Annotated in this window: 18 protein-coding genes and 2 riboswitches; of the genes, 17 read left to right on the forward strand and 1 reads right to left on the reverse strand. The window is 45.2% G+C overall.

The window, feature by feature from the left end; genetic code table 11:
* Positions 1–14 precede the first annotated feature (14 nt).
* From EV146_RS06675 to EV146_RS06690, 4 genes are all read left to right on the forward strand, one after another.
* Complete coding sequence (locus EV146_RS06675; RefSeq protein ID WP_132003626.1) at positions 15–839, forward strand: ABC transporter ATP-binding protein; 825 nt, start codon at positions 15–17, stop codon at positions 837–839.
* Positions 829–1,593, forward strand: a complete 765-nt coding sequence (locus EV146_RS06680) for an IucA/IucC family C-terminal-domain containing protein (RefSeq protein WP_132003629.1) — start codon at positions 829–831, stop codon at positions 1,591–1,593. The genes EV146_RS06675 and EV146_RS06680 overlap by 11 nt, the downstream gene beginning before the upstream one ends.
* Positions 1,590–1,838 (forward strand): DUF2573 family protein, encoded by a 249-nt coding sequence (locus EV146_RS06685; RefSeq protein WP_132003632.1) that lies wholly within the window; start codon positions 1,590–1,592, stop codon positions 1,836–1,838. Before EV146_RS06680 ends, EV146_RS06685 begins: the two co-directional genes overlap by 4 nt.
* A 222-nt stretch (positions 1,839–2,060) precedes the next feature.
* Positions 2,061–2,978: a proline dehydrogenase family protein gene (locus tag EV146_RS06690; protein WP_132003635.1), complete on the forward strand. Its 918-nt coding sequence runs from the start codon at positions 2,061–2,063 to the stop codon at positions 2,976–2,978.
* 574 nt (positions 2,979–3,552) lie between these two features.
* On the opposite strand, the gene EV146_RS06695 is transcribed toward EV146_RS06690, so the two are convergent.
* The gene (locus EV146_RS06695) at positions 3,553–3,684 is read right to left on the reverse strand and encodes a YuzL family protein (protein WP_132003638.1); all 132 of its coding nucleotides are present in this window, start codon (positions 3,682–3,684) and stop codon (positions 3,553–3,555) included.
* 211 nt (positions 3,685–3,895) lie between these two features.
* Between EV146_RS06695 and EV146_RS06700 the strand changes: the two genes are divergently transcribed.
* The 13 genes from EV146_RS06700 (at position 3,896) to EV146_RS06760 (ending at position 16,819) form a co-directional block, all read left to right on the forward strand.
* Positions 3,896–6,277, forward strand: a complete 2,382-nt coding sequence (locus EV146_RS06700) for a 3-hydroxyacyl-CoA dehydrogenase/enoyl-CoA hydratase family protein (protein WP_132003641.1) — start codon at positions 3,896–3,898, stop codon at positions 6,275–6,277.
* A gap of 106 nt (positions 6,278–6,383) precedes the next feature.
* On the forward strand, positions 6,384–7,559 hold the full coding sequence (locus EV146_RS06705; RefSeq protein WP_132003644.1) for an acetyl-CoA C-acetyltransferase: 1,176 nt from the start codon (positions 6,384–6,386) through the stop codon (positions 7,557–7,559).
* 32 nt (positions 7,560–7,591) lie between these two features.
* On the forward strand, positions 7,592–9,376 hold the full coding sequence (locus tag EV146_RS06710) for an acyl-CoA dehydrogenase family protein (RefSeq protein ID WP_132003647.1): 1,785 nt from the start codon (positions 7,592–7,594) through the stop codon (positions 9,374–9,376).
* A 216-nt stretch (positions 9,377–9,592) separates the two neighbouring features.
* Positions 9,593–9,949, forward strand: coding sequence for an arsenate reductase family protein (locus EV146_RS06715; protein ID WP_132003650.1), 357 nt, complete (start codon positions 9,593–9,595; stop codon positions 9,947–9,949).
* A gap of 54 nt (positions 9,950–10,003) precedes the next feature.
* On the forward strand, positions 10,004–10,384 hold the full coding sequence (gene gcvH / locus EV146_RS06720) for a glycine cleavage system protein GcvH (protein ID WP_132003653.1): 381 nt from the start codon (positions 10,004–10,006) through the stop codon (positions 10,382–10,384).
* Between the two features lie 128 nt (positions 10,385–10,512).
* The gene (locus EV146_RS06725; RefSeq protein ID WP_121611137.1) at positions 10,513–10,752 is read left to right on the forward strand and encodes a YusG family protein; all 240 of its coding nucleotides are present in this window, start codon (positions 10,513–10,515) and stop codon (positions 10,750–10,752) included.
* Between the two features lie 193 nt (positions 10,753–10,945).
* The gene (locus EV146_RS06730; RefSeq protein WP_121611138.1) at positions 10,946–11,296 is read left to right on the forward strand and encodes a toprim domain-containing protein; all 351 of its coding nucleotides are present in this window, start codon (positions 10,946–10,948) and stop codon (positions 11,294–11,296) included.
* Positions 11,297–11,305: 9 nt separating this feature from the next.
* Positions 11,306–11,617 carry a thioredoxin family protein gene (locus EV146_RS06735; RefSeq protein WP_121611139.1) on the forward strand — a complete coding sequence of 104 codons (312 nt, stop codon included), beginning with the start codon at positions 11,306–11,308 and terminating at the stop codon, positions 11,615–11,617.
* 162 nt (positions 11,618–11,779) lie between these two features.
* Positions 11,780–11,980, forward strand: a complete 201-nt coding sequence (locus tag EV146_RS06740) for a hypothetical protein (RefSeq protein ID WP_132003656.1) — start codon at positions 11,780–11,782, stop codon at positions 11,978–11,980.
* A 279-nt stretch (positions 11,981–12,259) separates the two neighbouring features.
* Positions 12,260–12,361: riboswitch (SAM riboswitch) on the forward strand.
* A gap of 218 nt (positions 12,362–12,579) precedes the next feature.
* Positions 12,580–13,890 (forward strand): O-acetylhomoserine aminocarboxypropyltransferase/cysteine synthase family protein, encoded by a 1,311-nt coding sequence (locus tag EV146_RS06745; protein WP_132003659.1) that lies wholly within the window; start codon positions 12,580–12,582, stop codon positions 13,888–13,890.
* Between the two features lie 126 nt (positions 13,891–14,016).
* Positions 14,017–14,129: riboswitch (SAM riboswitch) on the forward strand.
* Between the two features lie 154 nt (positions 14,130–14,283).
* Positions 14,284–15,309 (forward strand): methionine ABC transporter ATP-binding protein, encoded by a 1,026-nt coding sequence (locus EV146_RS06750; RefSeq protein WP_132003797.1) that lies wholly within the window; start codon positions 14,284–14,286, stop codon positions 15,307–15,309.
* Entirely contained in the window at positions 15,302–15,967 is a 666-nt protein-coding gene (locus EV146_RS06755) for a methionine ABC transporter permease (RefSeq protein WP_132003662.1), read from the forward strand. The genes EV146_RS06750 and EV146_RS06755 overlap by 8 nt, the downstream gene beginning before the upstream one ends.
* A gap of 15 nt (positions 15,968–15,982) precedes the next feature.
* Complete coding sequence (locus EV146_RS06760) at positions 15,983–16,819, forward strand: MetQ/NlpA family ABC transporter substrate-binding protein (protein ID WP_132003665.1); 837 nt, start codon at positions 15,983–15,985, stop codon at positions 16,817–16,819.
* Positions 16,820–17,189 lie beyond the last annotated feature (370 nt).

Below are 17,189 nucleotides of genomic sequence, written 5' to 3' on the forward strand. Positions count from 1 at the left end.
AAGGGGCGGTCAAAATGGGCCAGGCAGTAGAAGCGAAGAAACTGACGCTTTCTTATGGAGATTCAATTATCATTAATGAACTTGACATTGAGATCCCAAAAGGAGAAATCACTGTTTTTATCGGGGGAAATGGGTGCGGGAAGTCGACGCTCCTTCGTTCGATTGCAAGGCTCCTTAAGCCAAAGTCCGGTGCAGTTCTCCTTGAAGGATCAGCCATATCCAGCCTTTCAACGAAAGAAGTGGCTAAAAAAATGGCGATATTGCCTCAGTCGCCAACTGCACCAGAAGGACTGACGGTTCTTCAGCTTGTCAAACAGGGCCGTTACCCTTATCAGACATGGCTGAAGCAGTGGTCGGCCGAGGACGAAGCAAAAGTCCAAAATGCTTTAAAAGCTACCGGAATTGAAGATTTAAAGGACCGACCCGTTGATTCCCTTTCAGGCGGACAGCGCCAGCGGGCATGGATTGCCATGACACTGGCCCAGGATACGGATATTATTCTTCTCGATGAACCGACAACCTATCTGGACATGACTCATCAAATCGAAATTCTTGATCTTCTGTTTGAATTAAACGAGCAGGAAGGTCGGACGATTCTTATGGTCCTTCATGACCTGAACCTTGCATGCCGGTATGCCCATAATATTGTCGCGATTAAAGATCAAAAGGTTTATGCACAAGGAAAGCCGGAACATGTCATCAATTGCGGCCTGGTAAAAAATGTTTTTGAGATGGACTGTGAAGTAACGATTGATCCCCTGTTTGGAACACCGCTCTGCATTCCTTACGGGAAAGGGCGCTGTATCCTTACGAAGGGCGACATGGCCAATGCCCGTTAAGCTAACTCCCAGAGAGGCATCCGAGCTCTCAAGGTTCAGGTACTCTTCACAGCTTGAGGAAGAGGGTTCGGCCATTAAAATTGGAGACCTGCTAAGTTCCGATAAAATGGCTGCCTTTTTGGAAGATGTCAAAAAAGAAATCAAAGCTCCGGACTTTAAGGTGGCCGCTTCTGTTTTTACAAAACGATTTGCATTTGTCGCAGTGATTTATTTGTATGCTTTATCAGCGTGGAACAAGAGACTTTGTTTTACTTTGGATTCCCTGCTCCTGCAAAGCAACAGCAAGGATGGGAACTGGCTGCCTGATTACTCCATGGAAAACCTTTCAGCGGAGGAGTTTGCAGGCGGAAGCAGAGAACAATGGAGAGAAGAGGCGTTGCGGCATTTATTTAAGGAAATTGTCTATCCTGTACTTGATGCACTTGCCACGGAGGGAAAGCTGACAAAATTCATCCTTTGGGAAAATATCGCCGTATACATATACTGGCTCTATGGAAACATCCTCGAAGGAAAGTACCAGGAAGATTTTCACTATCTTGTAAAAGCCGCCCCTGGGTCCGTCTTTGGTCCATATAATCGCAATCCCCTGGAAAGGTATAATGTAGAGCCAACCTATTTGGAAGAATTGGATGAATCCGTCCGAATCAGGAAAACATGCTGCTTTACCTACCAGCTGGGGGAGAAGAGGACATACTGCAAAAACTGCCCGTTATATTGCAGGCAATTTAATACGGGAAAGAGGAACAAGCATTGAAAAATACTTTAACAGAACAAATAGAAGGTTTGCTCGAAAAATATACAGAATTGCTGGTCGGCGAGGCGACCGACGAACATATAGAAAAAGTAAAATCGTGGGTCATTTATAATCATATCGCAAAATCCATGCCTCCCCTTGCGAAACACTGGAACAGCAGTTATCCTGATGGAAAAGAAAATATCTTGCAGGTCATTAAAGAAATTAAAGAATTAAACGAACAGAACCGTCTAAAAAAGAAATAAGGAAAGATGCCTGATAAACCATTTTGTGCAAAGTGGTTTATTTTTTTTGCCGCAGGGAATCGTCGCACTAAATATAGTTATATAAAAGTATTAATCGAACGAACAATGACCATTACGATTTCATTACAATACTATAAAGAGAAGGGATTTTTTCAAAGTTCGGGCAAGCGTTTTAAAATTTGGTTCGGCATCGATCTTTTCGAATAAGGAGAGATAAATAAGATGGAGAAACTCATGAGGGATTTCTTTCTGTTTTTGTCCACGAATCGCATGATGACCAGATTCGCAAAAAAGTATGGTTCCAGCTTCGGAGCCTCCCGCTTTGTAGCAGGGGAGACGATAGACGATGCTGTCAAGGTGATCAAGGAACTCAATGGGAAAGGCCTGGCTGTGACAATCGATTATCTTGGTGAATTTGTTGATAATGAAAAAGAAGCCAATGAAATGGCAGATCAAACCATTGAAGCGATCAACGCCATTGGCAGAGAAAAGCTTAATTCGCAGCTCAGCCTCAAACTGACCTCTATGGGCCTTGACATCTCGGAGAATCTGGTCAGGGAGAACATGCGTCGAATCCTCAAGGAAGCAGAAGAAAACCAGGTATTTGTCACGATTGATATGGAGAACTATTCCCGCTGCCAAAAAACCCTGGATATTTTTAAAAAGCTGCGTATCGAATCGGAAAACATAGGCACCGTCATCCAATCCTACCTTTATCGGTCCGAGCAGGATATCTTGGATCTGAACAATTATTCAGCCAGCCTCCGTCTGGTAAAAGGGGCTTACAAGGAATCCTCGGAGGTCGCCTTCCCCAATAAGGCAGATGTGGATAAAAATCTGAAAAAAATAATTGAAATGCATTTGCAAAATGGAAATTATACAGCAATCGCCTCCCATGATGATGCCATCATTGAGCATACAAAGAAGTATGTAAAAGAAAACAATATCCCTAACAGCCAATTTGAGTTTCAAATGCTGTACGGGATAAGACCGGAACGCCAGATCGAGCTTGCTGAGGAAGGCTACACCATTCGTGTCTATGTCCCATACGGTACCGACTGGTATGGGTATTTCATGCGAAGGATCGCCGAGCGCCCGGCTAACGCAGCCTTTATTTTAAAAGGAATCTTTAAAAAGTAGCAGCAATGGTTCTTAAGTAAGGAGTTTTAAAAGGGATCCCCGGACTTGTGTGAAGCGAATACCAGTATCAAAGGATGGCGGCGTACACTAGTCCTGTTGGAGACAAGGGAGCGGTGTAAGGCAGGGGAAAGTGACCGTAATTGGTGGAAAAGGGGAAAGAGGGTACGTAGAGGGGTTCTACGTGACCGGGCCTGGGTGTAAAAGGAGAAAGAGGTAAGGTAGAAAGGTCCTACGTGACCGGACCAGGGTGGAAACTGAGAAAGAGGGTACGTAGAGGGGTTCTACGTGACCGGGCCTGGGTGTAAAAGGAGAAAGAGGTAAGGTAGAAAGGTCCTACGTGACCGGACCAGGGTGGAAACTGAGAAAGAGGGTACGTAGAGGAGTTCTACGTGACCAAACCTGGGTAGAAACTGAGGAAGAGGGTACGTAGAGGGGTTCTACGTGACCGGGCCTGGGTGGAAAAGGGGAAAGAGGTAAGGTAGAGAGGTCCTGCGTGACTGGGAATGAGTAGAAATGAGGAAGGTATATCGCCGCCCGGCAAAATGGCCGGGCCGACAGACAGGAATCAAGTAACTTATTTCTTATATTGATTGTTTTGGCTGTTCACTTTTCCTCCGCCATCATTTTCGACGGTTGGTCCTGCATTTCCTTTAACGCTGGCGGCACTTACACCACGCTTTGATGGGTTTTTCTTCATCCTTGACATCTTGCTCACCTCCGTTAATAGCTTGTTCCAGTGGACAGTGTTTAACGCTTTAAAAGTAAATTTCTAAAAATTTTAATTTTTCCACCAATAGTTATTGCGAAAATTTCCAAATTCTTTTATAGTTAACGTAACAACGCTTATTCACAAGCCATTTTTTTTGGTGAAAAAATGAATGAGCATTCATTCAAAGGGCAAAAGGGGGAAAAGTTTGATGCGTCAGATTCAGAAAGCAGCCGTTTTAGGTTCTGGTGTCATGGGTTCAGGAATTGCGGCACACCTGGCAAATATCGGGATACCTACATTGCTGCTCGATATTGTTCCTCGTGAGCTGATACAGGAAGAAAAGGACAAAGGATTAACCCTGGAGGACAAAAAAGTCCGTAACCGGATCTCGGAGGAAGCTCTTCAGAAGCTTCTAAAACAAAAGCCTGCACCACTTACGTCAAAAAACAATCTCTCGCTTATAGAGCCGGGCAATCTAGAGGATGATCTTTCACGTTTAAAAGAAGCTGATTGGATCATTGAGGTAGTCGTTGAAAATCTGGCTGTCAAGAAACAGCTTTTTGAAAGCGTTGACAAGCACCGGAAGCAGGGAAGCATTGTCAGCTCCAATACCTCAGGGATTTCGGTAGAAGCCATGTCTGAAGGAAGATCGGAAGACTTTCGCAAGCATTTCCTGGGCACCCACTTTTTTAATCCTCCACGCTATCTGAAGCTGCTTGAGATTATCCCGACAAAGGACACAGATCAAGAGGTTCTCTCCTTCATGATGGAATTTGGCGAAAATCGCCTAGGCAAAGGGGTTGTAGAGGCAAAGGATACCCCAAACTTTATCGGGAACAGAATTGGAACGTATGGGCTTTTGATCACAGTGCGCGAAATGCTAAAAGGCAGCTACAGTATCGGGGAAGTTGATTCGATTACCGGTCCACTCATCGGCAGGCCGAAAAGCGCAACATTCCGTACACTCGATGTGGTCGGCCTGGATACCTTCATCCATGTTGCCAACAACGTTTATGATCAGGTGGAAGAGACCGAAAAGGATGTCTTCAAAGTTCCGGACTTTATGGTGAAAATGCGTGAGAATGGCTGGCTCGGCAGCAAGTCGGGGCAGGGATTCTTCCTGAAGCAAGGCAAGGACATTCTTGAACTTGATCCGAGCACACTTGAATATGGCCCCAGAAAAAAACTGAAAACTCCTTCAATCGAGCTGAGCAAGCAGGAAAAGGGAAGTGCCAATAAATTGAAAGCGCTTATCTATGCAGAAGACCGCGCCGGTGCGCTTTTATGGAATATATTCAGCCCGGTTTTCATTTATTCCGCTGAGCTATTAGGTACGATTGCAGATGATATTGTCGCAATCGATAATGCAATGAAATGGGGATTTGGCTGGGAGATGGGGCCGTTTGAAGCATGGGATGCTGTTGGTCTTGAAAAGTCGGTTAGGAGGATGCAAGAGGACGGGACAAATATCCCCGGCTGGATCAATGAAATGCTGGAAAAAGGCTTCACCTCATTTTATAAGGATGAGGATGGACAGAGATCCTTCTATGCTAAAGGTGAATACAAACCTCTTAAGGCAAATCCTAAAATCATCAATCTTAAGCAGCTGAAAAAGCAAAACGGAGTTATAAAGAGGAATTCCGGTGCCAGCCTTATTGATATTGGAGACGGTGTAGCTTTACTGGAATTCCATTCGCCGAACAATGCGATTGGAATGGACATCATCCAGATGATTAATTATTCCATTGATGAGGTGGGGAGAAATTATAAAGGCCTTGTGATCGGCAACCAGGGAAAGAACTTCTGTGTGGGGGCGAATCTGGCTTTGATGCTGATGGAGGCCCAGGATGACAATTACTTTGAGCTTGATCTCGTAATCCGCCACTTCCAGCAGGCAATGATGAAGATTAAATACAGTCCTAAACCAGTTGTGGCAGCACCATTTGGAATGACCCTTGGCGGAGGTGCAGAGGTATGCCTCCCAGCGGTGCATATCCAGGCATCAATGGAGACCTATATGGGTTTGGTTGAAGTTGGAGTTGGCCTGCTTCCTGGGGGCGGTGGAAACAAGGAATTGTATATCAGGCACCTTGAAGGACTGCCAAATGGAGTAGACTTTGATTTGCAAAAAGTAGCCAACAAAGTATTTGAAACGATTGCCATGGCTAAGGTGTCTACTTCGGGTGACGAGGCGCGCGAAAATAATTTTCTCAATCTCTCCGACGGCGTAAGCGTAAACGGTGACCATCTCTTATATGATGCCAAGCAGACTGTACTGGCATTATCTGAAAAAGGGTACAGAGCACCTGTCCGTAAACCAGTGCCGGTAGTTGGAGAGCCAGGGTATGCCACACTTCTCCTTGGTGCCCAGAACATGCTTTTATCGGGGTACATTTCCGAACACGATTTAAAAATAGCGAAAAAGATTGCCTATGTAATATCGGGCGGCAAAGTTCCGTATGGAACGAAAGTTGATGAACAATACTTGCTGGACCTTGAACGGGAGGCATTCCTGAGCCTTGTAGCTGAACTGAAAACGCAAGCGCGGATGCAGCATATGCTTGTGAAAGGAAAACCGCTCCGCAATTAGAATGATCTGTTCATAAATACCAGTTTGATAGATTCGAGTTCCAGCTTCATCTCCTTGGCCCATGGCCTGTACAGAAGCTGACATTTTGTGAAAGAGAGGGAATGGAATGAGAGAAGCGGTAATTGTTGCCGGAGCCAGAACCCCCGTCGGAAGAGCGAAGAAAGGTTCGCTGGCAAATATCCGTCCAGACGATCTTGGGGCGATTGCAGTAAAAGAAACCTTAAAGCGGGCTGGCAATTATGAAGGGAATATTGATGATTTAATTATTGGCTGTGCAATGCCGGAAGCCGAGCAGGGATTGAATATGGCCCGGAATATAGGCGCTCTGGCGGGACTTAGCTATGAGGTTCCGGCCATCACGATCAACCGGTTTTGTTCTTCCGGCCTGCAAAGTATCGCCTATGGGGCAGAGAAAATCATGCTTGGGGCTGCGGATACGATTATTGCCGGAGGGGCTGAGTCAATGAGCATGGTGCCAATGACCGGACACGTCATGAGGCCAAATGCAAAGCTTGCGGAGTCCGCTCCGGAATATTACATGGGAATGGGGCATACAGCAGAGGCAGTAGCAAACAAATATGGGATTTCACGGGAAGAGCAGGATGCATTTGCAGTAAGAAGCCATCAGCGGGCTGCCAGGGCTTTGGCCGAAGGGAAGTTTGCAGATGAAACAGTTCCTGTTGATGTAACTCTCCGTTCTGTCGGCAAAGATCACAAACTTACCGAAAGAAGCTACCAGTTTGAAAGGGATGAAGGTGTGCGGCCGGATACATCACTTGAGGTTTTGGGAAAGCTGCGCCCCGCCTTTTCCGTGACCGGATCTGTTACTGCGGGGAACTCCTCGCAAACAAGTGATGGGGCAGCTGCTGTCATGCTGATGGATAAAGAGAAAGCCGACGCACAGGGCCTAAAACCAATGGCAAAATTCCGCTCGTTTGCGTTAGGCGGGGTGCCTCCGGAAGTCATGGGAATCGGGCCAATCGTTGCCATACCTAAAGCACTGAGATTAGCGGGGCTGGAGCTTTCTGATATTGGATTATTTGAACTGAACGAGGCCTTTGCTTCCCAATCGATCCAGGTTATTCGTGAACTCGGGCTCAATGAAGATATTGTAAACGTAAATGGAGGTGCCATCGCGCTGGGGCACCCGCTGGGATGCACAGGGGCCAAACTTACTTTATCCCTTATTCATGAAATGAAGCGGCGCAATCAGCAATTTGGTGTAGTCACTATGTGCATCGGCGGCGGCATGGGAGCAGCTGGCGTTTTCGAACTGCTTTAAAAGCCTGAAAGTATAGAATGGAGGAATTAAGAATGGCCAATCAGACAGATAAGCTCTTTAAAGGTGGAAGTTTTCTGATCGAGGATGCAGCCCCAGAACAAATTTTCACTCCAGAAGACTTTACGGATGAACAAATTATGATTGCGAAGACAACGGAAGATTTTGTAAATAACGAGGTTCGTCCTCAAATCGAGCATTTAGAAAACCATGAGTTTGACCGTACCGTCAAGCTTTTAAAAGAAGCAGGCGAACTCGGACTGCTTGGAGCTGACATCCCGGAAGAATACGGCGGCCTAAACCTTGATAAAATCAGTTCGGCCTTAATTACCGAGAAAATGTCAGGTGCAGGAGGGTTTTCCCTGTCACATGGGGCCCATGTTGGAATCGGATCCCTTCCGATTGTCCTGTTCGGCAATAAAGACCAGAAGGAAAAGTATTTGCCTGCACTTGCAACCGGGGAGAAACTGGCTGCCTATGCACTGACGGAGCCCGGGTCCGGATCTGATGCTCTTGGGGCAAGGGCGACAGCCAAACTTAATGCAGAAGGAACGCATTACATTCTTAACGGTGAAAAACAGTGGATTACCAATGCAGGCTTTGCGGATGTATTTGTTGTGTATGCAAAAATCGATGGGGAGCACTTCTCTGCATTCATTGTCGAACGTGAATATCCCGGGGTCTCCACTGGCGCAGAGGAAAAGAAAATGGGAATCAAGAGTTCTTCTACCAGAACCCTTATCCTAGAGGATGTTCCAGTGCCGGTCGAAAATCTGCTGTTTGAACCAGGAAAAGGCCATTTGATTGCTTTTAATATTCTTAATATTGGCCGCTATAAATTAGGCGTCGGCGGTATCGGCGGTTCCAAGAAAGCCTTTGAACTGACGGTTAAGTATGCAAATCAGCGCCAGCAGTTTAAAACGCCAATTTCCCAGTTCAATCTTACAAAAGAAAAACTTGCAACTCTTGCGTCGGAAATCTATGCGACAGAAAGCTCCGTCTACCGCACTGTGGGGCTGTATGAGGACAGCATGGGCAAGATGACGGAAGAAGAGCTGAACGATGGCAAGGCTGTTGCAAAGGCCGTCGCTGAGTACGCAATTGAATGTTCACTGAATAAGGTATTTGCCTCCGAGACACTTGACCATGTTGTGGATGAAGGGGTTCAGATTCACGGAGGATATGGATTCATGCAGGAATATGAAATTGAAAGAGCCTACCGTGATTCACGCATCAACCGGATTTTCGAAGGGACAAATGAAATTAATCGGCTGCTGGTTCCAGGAACATACATGCGGAAAGCCCTAAAAGGCGAGCTTCCATTATTCCAGAAAGCCCAGGCACTTCAGGAAGAGCTTATGATGATGATGCCGGAAGAGCCAGGAGACGAGCCGCTTGCACAAGAAAAGCATTTGGTTCGCAATGCGAAAAAAATCGGTCTTTTAGCTCTGGGGCTGGCCGCACAGAAATTCGGCAAGGGACTTGAGAAAGAACAGGAAGTCCTGGTGAATATCGCTGATATCATTTCAAATACCTACGCCATGGAATCGGTAGTATTAAGGACAGAAAAGGCCATTCAAAAACAGGGGCTGGATAAATGCAGGCAAAAGCTTCTGTATACCCAGATTTTCTGCCAGGAAGCATTTATTAAAGTTGAGCAGGATGCAAAGGAAACGCTTGTAGCTGCCGAAGAGGGAGATACCCTTCGCATGCTGCTGTCAGCATTCCGAAAGGTCACCAGGTATACACCAGTCAATGTGATTCCGAAGAAACGTGAAGCAGCTGATAAACTGATTGAGGCAGAACGTTTTATCGTCTAAAAATGTTGGGCTCCCGCCAGCACAGGGAGCCCGCTTTTTTATTTAGGCTGGAGTGAAAGGTCCTTCTTGTTACTATGCCGGTTTGACTGGCATACTGGGGCATTAAAACAAAATATGAAAAAGAGTGCCCTCATTATTAGAATTTGTATGCCGGGTTATGTTAATATCTCGTTTAGAGGGTTCTAAAGAGGATATGATAAAAAAGGTGGTGGAAAAATGGCTTTAACTTTTTATTGGTATCCGAAATGCGGGACATGCCGCAATGCAAAAAAGTGGCTGGATGCAAACGGACTTGAATACAAGGAAATACATATTGTTGAAAATCCTCCCTCAAAGGAGGAGCTTGAATCCCTGTATAAGAAAAGCCGCCTGGAGCTTAAAAAGTTCTTTAATACCTCCGGCCAGAAATACAGGGAACTTGGTCTGAAGGATAAAATCAAAACAGCAGGGGAAGACGAACTTCTGGAGCTGCTCGCATCCGATGGAATGCTCATTAAACGTCCTTTGCTGACAGATGGGGATAAGGTGACCGTCGGGTTTAAAGAAGACGAGTATAAAAATATGTGGCTTTAATTTTATAGGGTATAATCGATTTAGAATCGATACATATAAAATGGAGGGATTGTAATGAGCATACCAAAAGAATTGCGTTATTCAGAAGAGCATGAATGGGTAAAGACAGAGGGAGAAAAAATTAGGGTCGGAATTACGCATTTTGCACAGTCCGAGCTTGGTGATATTGTTTTCGTTGAACTTCCCGAGGTTGGCGATACTGTTACAGCGGACGAGCCGTTTGGCAGCGTTGAGTCTGTAAAAACCGTTTCAGAACTTTATGCGCCATTGAGCGGCAAGGTCGTTGAGGTAAATGAAGAATTAAACGATAATCCCGAATTCGTTAATGAATCTCCATACGAAAAAGCCTGGATGATTGTGATTGAGCCATCTGATGCTGGTGAAATGGACAGCCTGATGACTGCTGATCAATATGAAGAAATGATTAATGAATAGATATTACCGACAGCATCCTGATCAGGGTGCTGTTTTGCTTTGTAGGAACAGACTCCGGTAATTACCATTAGTCACAAAGAACAAATCGGGAAGAATATCATTTAAAGCGTTAGAGATGAGGTGAGCTTATGACTTTGGAGCCAAAAAAACTGGATGTGACCGACAGGATTGTCGGAAAACTTAATAATGGGCAGATACAGCTGTTTTTAGATAAAGAACAAGTTGGGACGATCACTTTGCCTGAGGGAAGTCAGTTCCAATTAGAACATCATTTTGAAAGCGACCAGCAAAAAATCTATCAGCACGTCTATGTGCCTGGGGACGAAGAACCCAGGTATACAGATTGTGATGAGGGCGGCTGGTGCTAAAAAACAGCGGACCCGTTCCGCTGTTTTTTTATACAACGGCTCACCATAGAAAGGCAAGTGAAAAAAAAGGCAATATTTTTGCATAATCGGCATAAAAAAGTAACAATAGATATACAAGCTGGGTTACAGCACAAACTTTTTTGCATCGATTATAATACTGTAAAGTAATGTCAATTCTGGCGGTGGTTATTGGATGGATGAGTTTAGCAAAGTAATTATTGTGGAAGGTTCATCAGATAAACGAAAGGTCCAAAGCATCCTGAATGAACCGGTTGAGATTATATGTACAAATGGTACCATCAGCTTGTCCCGTCTTGATGAAATAATTGAAAGTTTATTTCATAAGGACGTTTATATTCTCGTAGATGCAGATGATTCCGGAGAAAAGCTCAGAAAACAATTTAAGCGGGAATTTCCGGAAGCAAGTCACCTGTACATTGATAAAATGTATCGCGAGGTTGCAACAGCGCCTGAAAAGCACCTTGCAACCGTACTTTTAGGGGCAAATATTGACGTACACGCAGAATATCTAGAAAAAGGATGAATGTAAGCAATGATTGATTGGCCGCGAGAAAAAATGGAGAAATTCTTTAACGAAAGCGGGACAGGGCTTGTCTATTTTTATACACCTCTCTGTGGAACCTGCCAGATGGCCGGGAAGATGCTGAACGTAGTCGAGCAGCTGCACCCTGATTTAAGCATGGGGAAGGTAAATCTGAATTTTTTGCCGGAGACAGCAGACGAATTTAAAGTGGAGAGTGTCCCGTGCCTCCTGTTGGTCAAGGATGGAACAGTTAAGGATAAGCTCTATGCCTTTCATTCCGTGCCATATTTGCATGAAACGATCAAACAGACACTTCAGTGAAAATATGTGGAGGTTTTATGGATTTTGACATATTTCTCGGGAAATGAAAGAGACAATACCGAAGATTGGCTGGTATTGTCTTTTTTTGTCCCAAAATTGAGATTGAATGATGAGACATAGGAGAAGGTCAATCTTAGTCAGAAACAGGTATGGAAGAACAAAATGGCTGAACATGGGGAAACACATCACTCTTCGTTCCATAGTATCTTCAATTCAGATCTATCCAGTGAGGCGGCAGCAGGAAGCTTTCAGATAGTGAATTGGTTGGGAACGCCCGATAAAAATCCTTCACCAGTCTCATACCGGACAGAAATTGAATGCCTCCTGGAAACTGGAAACAGTCATCGTAAAACAGCTGTCTGACGGAAACATCCCGAGCAATAATTGTTGACTGCGGGTAACGTAACAGGGCCTGCTTGTCGAAGGTTCCCAGTCAATCGTCTATCCATAAAAGAACAAGCAGGGATTAGCTGGATTTAATGCCACATTATCTAGTTTGAAGGGACCAACCCTCACAATAGTTTAGATGTAATGGGGAGAAGGTTACACCCGTTCATGCATATAAAGAGAATTCGGAAATTTCTTTCAAATGTTTGACGGTCCTGGTTGCTGCGTGCTATTATTTGGATAAATTCATAGCAGATCTTATCAAGAGAGGCGGAGGGAATGGCCCGATGAAGCCCGGCAACCGGTTAATCAACACGGTGCCAAGTCCTGCAGGGTGTATGCTCTGAAAGATAAGAAGGGTCGGGGAAAACCTCTTCTTTTGGAGAGGTTTTTTAGTTAGAGACTCTTTTAGCAGGATGTTGTTATTTTGACAATGAGTGAGATTCCTCAGGGGGGAGCGGTTAAGGGACACGCAAAAGGCTTAGCGGCAGGGGGAGGTTCCAGGAGTCGGTCCCTTTGGGGAAGAGCCAGCAGAAAAGCGAAAAAAACTGGATAAGGAAAAGGAGAGATGAACAGTGGCAGAGAAACAGAATTACCGTTTAGAAACCTTAGGTGTCCATGGGGGATTATCACCGGATCCGGTAACAGGTGCCAGGGCATTGCCCATTTATTTCAGCAACGCCTATCAGTTTAAAAATACGGAACATGCAGCCGATTTATTTGCTTTAAAGGAACCTGGGTACATCTATTCGCGCATACATAACCCTACTGTAACGGTCTTTGAGGAAAGGGTTGCACTTCTTGAGGGCGGGGTGGGAGCACTTGCAGTAGCCAGCGGGATGGCCGCGATTACGATGGCAATCCTGAACATCGCCCATGCCGGGGATGAAATTGTTGCTGCTTCAAACCTTTATGGCGGGACTTATAATCTATTTGCCGTTACGCTGCCTAAATACGGGATTAAAGTGAAATTTGTGGATTCGACCGACCCTGATCATTTCCGGGAGGCCATTAATGAACGTACAAAAGCAATATTCGCCGAGACAATCGGAAACCCAAGTCTGAGAGTCCTTGATATAGAAAAGACAGCGGAAATTGCCCATGCAGCAGGAATTCCATTGATTATCGACAATACGTTTGCCACACCTTACCTTTGCCGTCCGATTGAACATGGAGCCGACATTGTGATCCACTCGGCTACCAAATGGCTGCTTGGCAATGGAACAACACTGGGCGGCATTATTGTTGATGGAGGGAAATTTGACTGGAATTCACCAAAGTTCCCTGGATTTACAACACCTGACCCGAGCTACCATGACCTCGTATACAGTGAGGCAATTGGAGCGGCGGCCTTCATCGTTAAGGCTAGAGTCCAGCTGCTTCGGGATATTGGCCCTGCTTTAAGCCCTCAGCATGCTTTCCAGTTCACGCTGGGCCTTGAAACGCTCCATGTTCGTATGAAAGAGCATATTGCCAACACAAGGAAGGTAGTAGACTATTTAGAGGCTCATCCAGCCGTAACCTGGGTTTCCTATCCTGGACATGACCGTCATCCAGATAAAAAGCTGGCAGAAAAGTACCTTCCAAAAGGGGCAGGATCCATCGTAATCTTTGGGATTGAAGGTGGAAGAGAAGCAGGTGCGAAGCTGATCAATTCCATCCGGCTCTGGTCGCACCTTGCCAATGTCGGTGATGCAAAAAGCCTGATTATCCACCCAGCCAGCACAACCCACCAGCAGCTCGATGCAGACGGTCTTAAGGCCGCAGGTGTACCGGAAGACCTGATCCGTCTGTCCGTGGGAATCGAGAATGTCGAGGATCTCCTTGAAGACCTGGAACAGGCTATTCAAAAAGCGACAGGAATCCCTGAAGGGGCAAGGGTTTAAAACGATAAATATTGTAAAAAAATACTTAAAATAGAGAAAGATTTTTTTATTGACACTCTTTTTTATTCCATGATAGAATCACACTCGTAGTTTAAAAATGCTTTGATTTCAAGTGAATATCTGTTGCTCTTATCAAGAGAGGTGGAGGGAAGTGCCCGATGAAGCCCGGCAACCGTCAGTAAGCATGCTTATTGAAATGGTGCCAATTCACACAAAGCGGCTGCTTTGGAAGATGAGAGAAAGGTTATAGATTGATGTGCCTTTCTGCTCGTGCGGAAAGGCTTTTATTATTTTCAAATATCATTTTTGAATTTTTTTATCAGGGTAAAGAAAACCTAGAATAATCATTCATTTTTAAGAGTGCGAGTTGGAATGGAGAGGGTGAAGAATCAATTGATCTCTGTAAAGAATGTCATAAAAACCTATGCTTCGAGAAAAGGCGAAGTAAATGCGGTTAACGATGTTAACCTTGAGATAAAAGAGGGAGAAATCTTCGGTGTCATCGGATATAGCGGAGCCGGAAAAAGCACACTGATCCGGATGCTTAATGGCCTTGAAATCCCGACAAATGGCTCGATCGTCGTAGCAGGAAGAGAGGTGTCCAGGATAAAAGGACGCGAACTCCGCAAAGCCCGGCAGGAGATTTCAATGATCTTCCAGCACTTCAACCTGCTATGGTCAAGGACAGTAGTCGATAATATAGCCTTCCCCCTTGAAATTGCCGGAGTGCCGCGTCAGGAACGGGAGAAACGAGTGAAAGAACTGATTGCGCTCGTAGGCCTTTCGGGCCGGGAAGATGCATACCCTTCCCAGCTGAGCGGCGGACAGAAACAAAGGGTCGGAATTGCAAGGGCTCTTGCAAATAATCCGAAGGTACTTTTGTGTGATGAGGCTACCTCCGCATTGGACCCGCAAACCACAGATTCAATTCTTGAGCTTTTGGTCGATATCAATAAGCGTCTCGGTCTTACGATCGTCCTGATTACGCATGAAATGCACGTAATCAGGAAAATTTGCCACCGAGTTGCGGTCATGGAAAGCGGAAGGATAGTAGAGACTGGACCGGTCCTTCATGTCTTTAAAAATCCTCAGGAGCAGATTACGAGGAGATTCGTCCAGCAGGTAACTGAGCCCGAAGAAACAAAGGAAACCATTGAGCACCTTCTATCCCGCTATCCTCGCGGAAAAGTCATTCAGCTGACGTTTGTCGGTGAAGGAGCAGAACAGCCTTTAATTACGGACTTAATCCGGCAGTTTTCATTAACGGTCAACATTCTTCAAGGAAAGATTTCCCAGACTCAAAACGGTTCATATGGGACCTTGTTCGTCCACCTTGACGGGGAGGAAGCGGAAGTTGAAAGGGCAGTGCAGTTCATTTCCTCCCAGGAAGTTGGAGTGGAGGTGATCAGCAATGGCTGAATTAATGGAAACAGTTAAATGGGACAAGCTCTGGCTAGCATCACAGGAGACCCTTTATATGACTGCGATTTCTGTTCTTGTTACCTTTATTCTTGGTGTCATCCTTGGTTTGCTGTTATTTTTGACGGGAAAAGGGAGCCTATGGGAAAACAAAGCAGTTAATGTAGTAATCGCTGCCTTTGTTAATATTTTCAGATCCATCCCCTTTATTATCCTGATTGTATTATTGATTCCATTCACCAAGCTGTTGGTAGGTTCTATGCTTGGGGCCAATGCGGCATTGCCAGCCCTTATTATTGGGGCAGCGCCTTTTTACGCGAGAATGGTAGAAATCGCTCTAAGGGAAATTGACAAGGGAGTCATTGAGGCGGCCCAGTCCATGGGTGCCAGCCACGGGCAAATTATCTTTAAAGTATTGATTCCGGAGTCCCTGCCGGCATTGATTTCAGGGCTAACCGTCACCGCCATCTCATTGGTCAGCTTTACAGCGATGGCGGGCGTTATTGGAGCAGGAGGCCTGGGGCATTTTGCTTATCTTGAAGGCTTTCAGAGAAACCGGCCGTTTGTAACCCTGGTTGCAACTGTAGCCATTTTGATCCTGGTATTTATTATCCAATTAATTGGAGACTATTTTACAAATAAAACTGACAAGCGTTAACAGGAGGGAAACACATTGAAAAAAGTATTAAGCCTGGTCTTTATCGCCATTTTAACACTTGCACTTGCTGCATGTGGAGGCGGGGAAAACGAAAATGCACAGAATGAAGGGAAAGAAAAAAATAAGGAACTGGTTGTTGGTGCCTCGGCTGTTCCTCATGCTGAAGTGCTGGACGAAGCTGTTCCTTTAATGAAAGAAAAGGGAATTGACCTTAAAGTGCAGGTTTTCCAGGATTATATCCTGCCGAATGTTGCTTTAAGAGATAAAGAGCTTGACGCAAACTATTTCCAGACTCCGGGATACCTTGAACTTCAAATGGAGGAAAATAAGGATTTCGATTTTGTAAGTGTTGGTGAAATCCACCAGGAGCCAATTGGTATTTATTCAAAGAAATATGACAGCCTGAAGGATCTTCCGGAGGGAGCTAAAATCATCATGAGTGATTCTTTGAGCGACCACGGCCGTATTTTGCCGATCTTTGAAAAAGAAGGGGTCATTAAACTTAAAGAAGGCGTTGGGGCAAACGCCCGCGTTGAGGATATTGTTGAAAATCCAAAAAATCTTGATTTCTCTACGTTAATTGAAGCAAAGCTACTGGCTTCTTCTTTTGAAAGCGGAGAAGGAGATGCTGTTGCCATTAATACGAACTATGCCCTTGAAGGCAACCTGAACATCAAAGAGGATGGAATTGCTTTTGAAGGCAGCGATGTTGTGCCGGCAAACCTGATTGTTGTCCGTTCCGAGGATAAAGACCGAGAAGAAATCAAAACTCTTGTAGAAGTTCTTAAATCTGACGAAATCAAGCAATTTATCGAAGACAAATATCAAGGTGCCGTTCTTTTGGCAGAGTAATATCATAGAAAAAAGCAGGCTCTCGGGCCTGCTTTTTTTATGCAGAGTTTTGATCTGGAATGTATCGCGGAACGTACGCGCGGGCTTCAGCCAAGTAAATCGGGGGGCAGCGGATAGCTACTACGGTAAAAGCTCATGGACCGTCTGGAAAAGCGGGCGCATGACCGGAAATGATCAGAAAGGGAAACAGACTGCTTTATAAAATATACATACTGGCTTTAATTTGGCTGAATTTTAAGAATGGGAGGGCTGAGGGACCCTGAAGGCCTGAAACCATGGCTGACCGCAAAATTCGTGTTTTTACTGCCTTTGAGGAGGGTAATAAAAAAGTGTTAGCATAAAGATGTTAAAAAAATTCGCGCAAAACGCG

This window comes from Mesobacillus foraminis (assembly GCF_004340465.1).
Classification (GTDB): domain Bacteria; phylum Bacillota; class Bacilli; order Bacillales; family Cytobacillaceae; genus Mesobacillus_B; species Mesobacillus_B foraminis.

Bases quoted from the DNA above. Each gene is read 5' to 3' on its own strand.
- EV146_RS06675 (WP_132003626.1), top strand. From the start codon at position 15: ATGGGCCAGGCAGTAGAAGCGAAGAAACTGACGCTTTCTTATGGAGAT.
- EV146_RS06680 (WP_132003629.1), top strand. From the start codon at position 829: ATGCCCGTTAAGCTAACTCCCAGAGAGGCATCCGAGCTCTCAAGGTTC.
- EV146_RS06690 (WP_132003635.1), top strand. From the start codon at position 2,061: ATGGAGAAACTCATGAGGGATTTCTTTCTGTTTTTGTCCACGAATCGC.
- EV146_RS06695 (WP_132003638.1), bottom strand. From the start codon at position 3,684: ATGTCAAGGATGAAGAAAAACCCATCAAAGCGTGGTGTAAGTGCCGCC.
- EV146_RS06700 (WP_132003641.1), top strand. From the start codon at position 3,896: ATGCGTCAGATTCAGAAAGCAGCCGTTTTAGGTTCTGGTGTCATGGGT.
- EV146_RS06705 (WP_132003644.1), top strand. From the start codon at position 6,384: ATGAGAGAAGCGGTAATTGTTGCCGGAGCCAGAACCCCCGTCGGAAGA.
- EV146_RS06710 (WP_132003647.1), top strand. From the start codon at position 7,592: ATGGCCAATCAGACAGATAAGCTCTTTAAAGGTGGAAGTTTTCTGATC.
- EV146_RS06715 (WP_132003650.1), top strand. From the start codon at position 9,593: ATGGCTTTAACTTTTTATTGGTATCCGAAATGCGGGACATGCCGCAAT.
- gcvH (WP_132003653.1), top strand. From the start codon at position 10,004: ATGAGCATACCAAAAGAATTGCGTTATTCAGAAGAGCATGAATGGGTA.
- EV146_RS06725 (WP_121611137.1), top strand. From the start codon at position 10,513: ATGACTTTGGAGCCAAAAAAACTGGATGTGACCGACAGGATTGTCGGA.
- EV146_RS06730 (WP_121611138.1), top strand. From the start codon at position 10,946: ATGGATGAGTTTAGCAAAGTAATTATTGTGGAAGGTTCATCAGATAAA.
- EV146_RS06735 (WP_121611139.1), top strand. From the start codon at position 11,306: ATGATTGATTGGCCGCGAGAAAAAATGGAGAAATTCTTTAACGAAAGC.
- EV146_RS06740 (WP_132003656.1), top strand. From the start codon at position 11,780: ATGGCTGAACATGGGGAAACACATCACTCTTCGTTCCATAGTATCTTC.
- EV146_RS06755 (WP_132003662.1), top strand. From the start codon at position 15,302: ATGGCTGAATTAATGGAAACAGTTAAATGGGACAAGCTCTGGCTAGCA.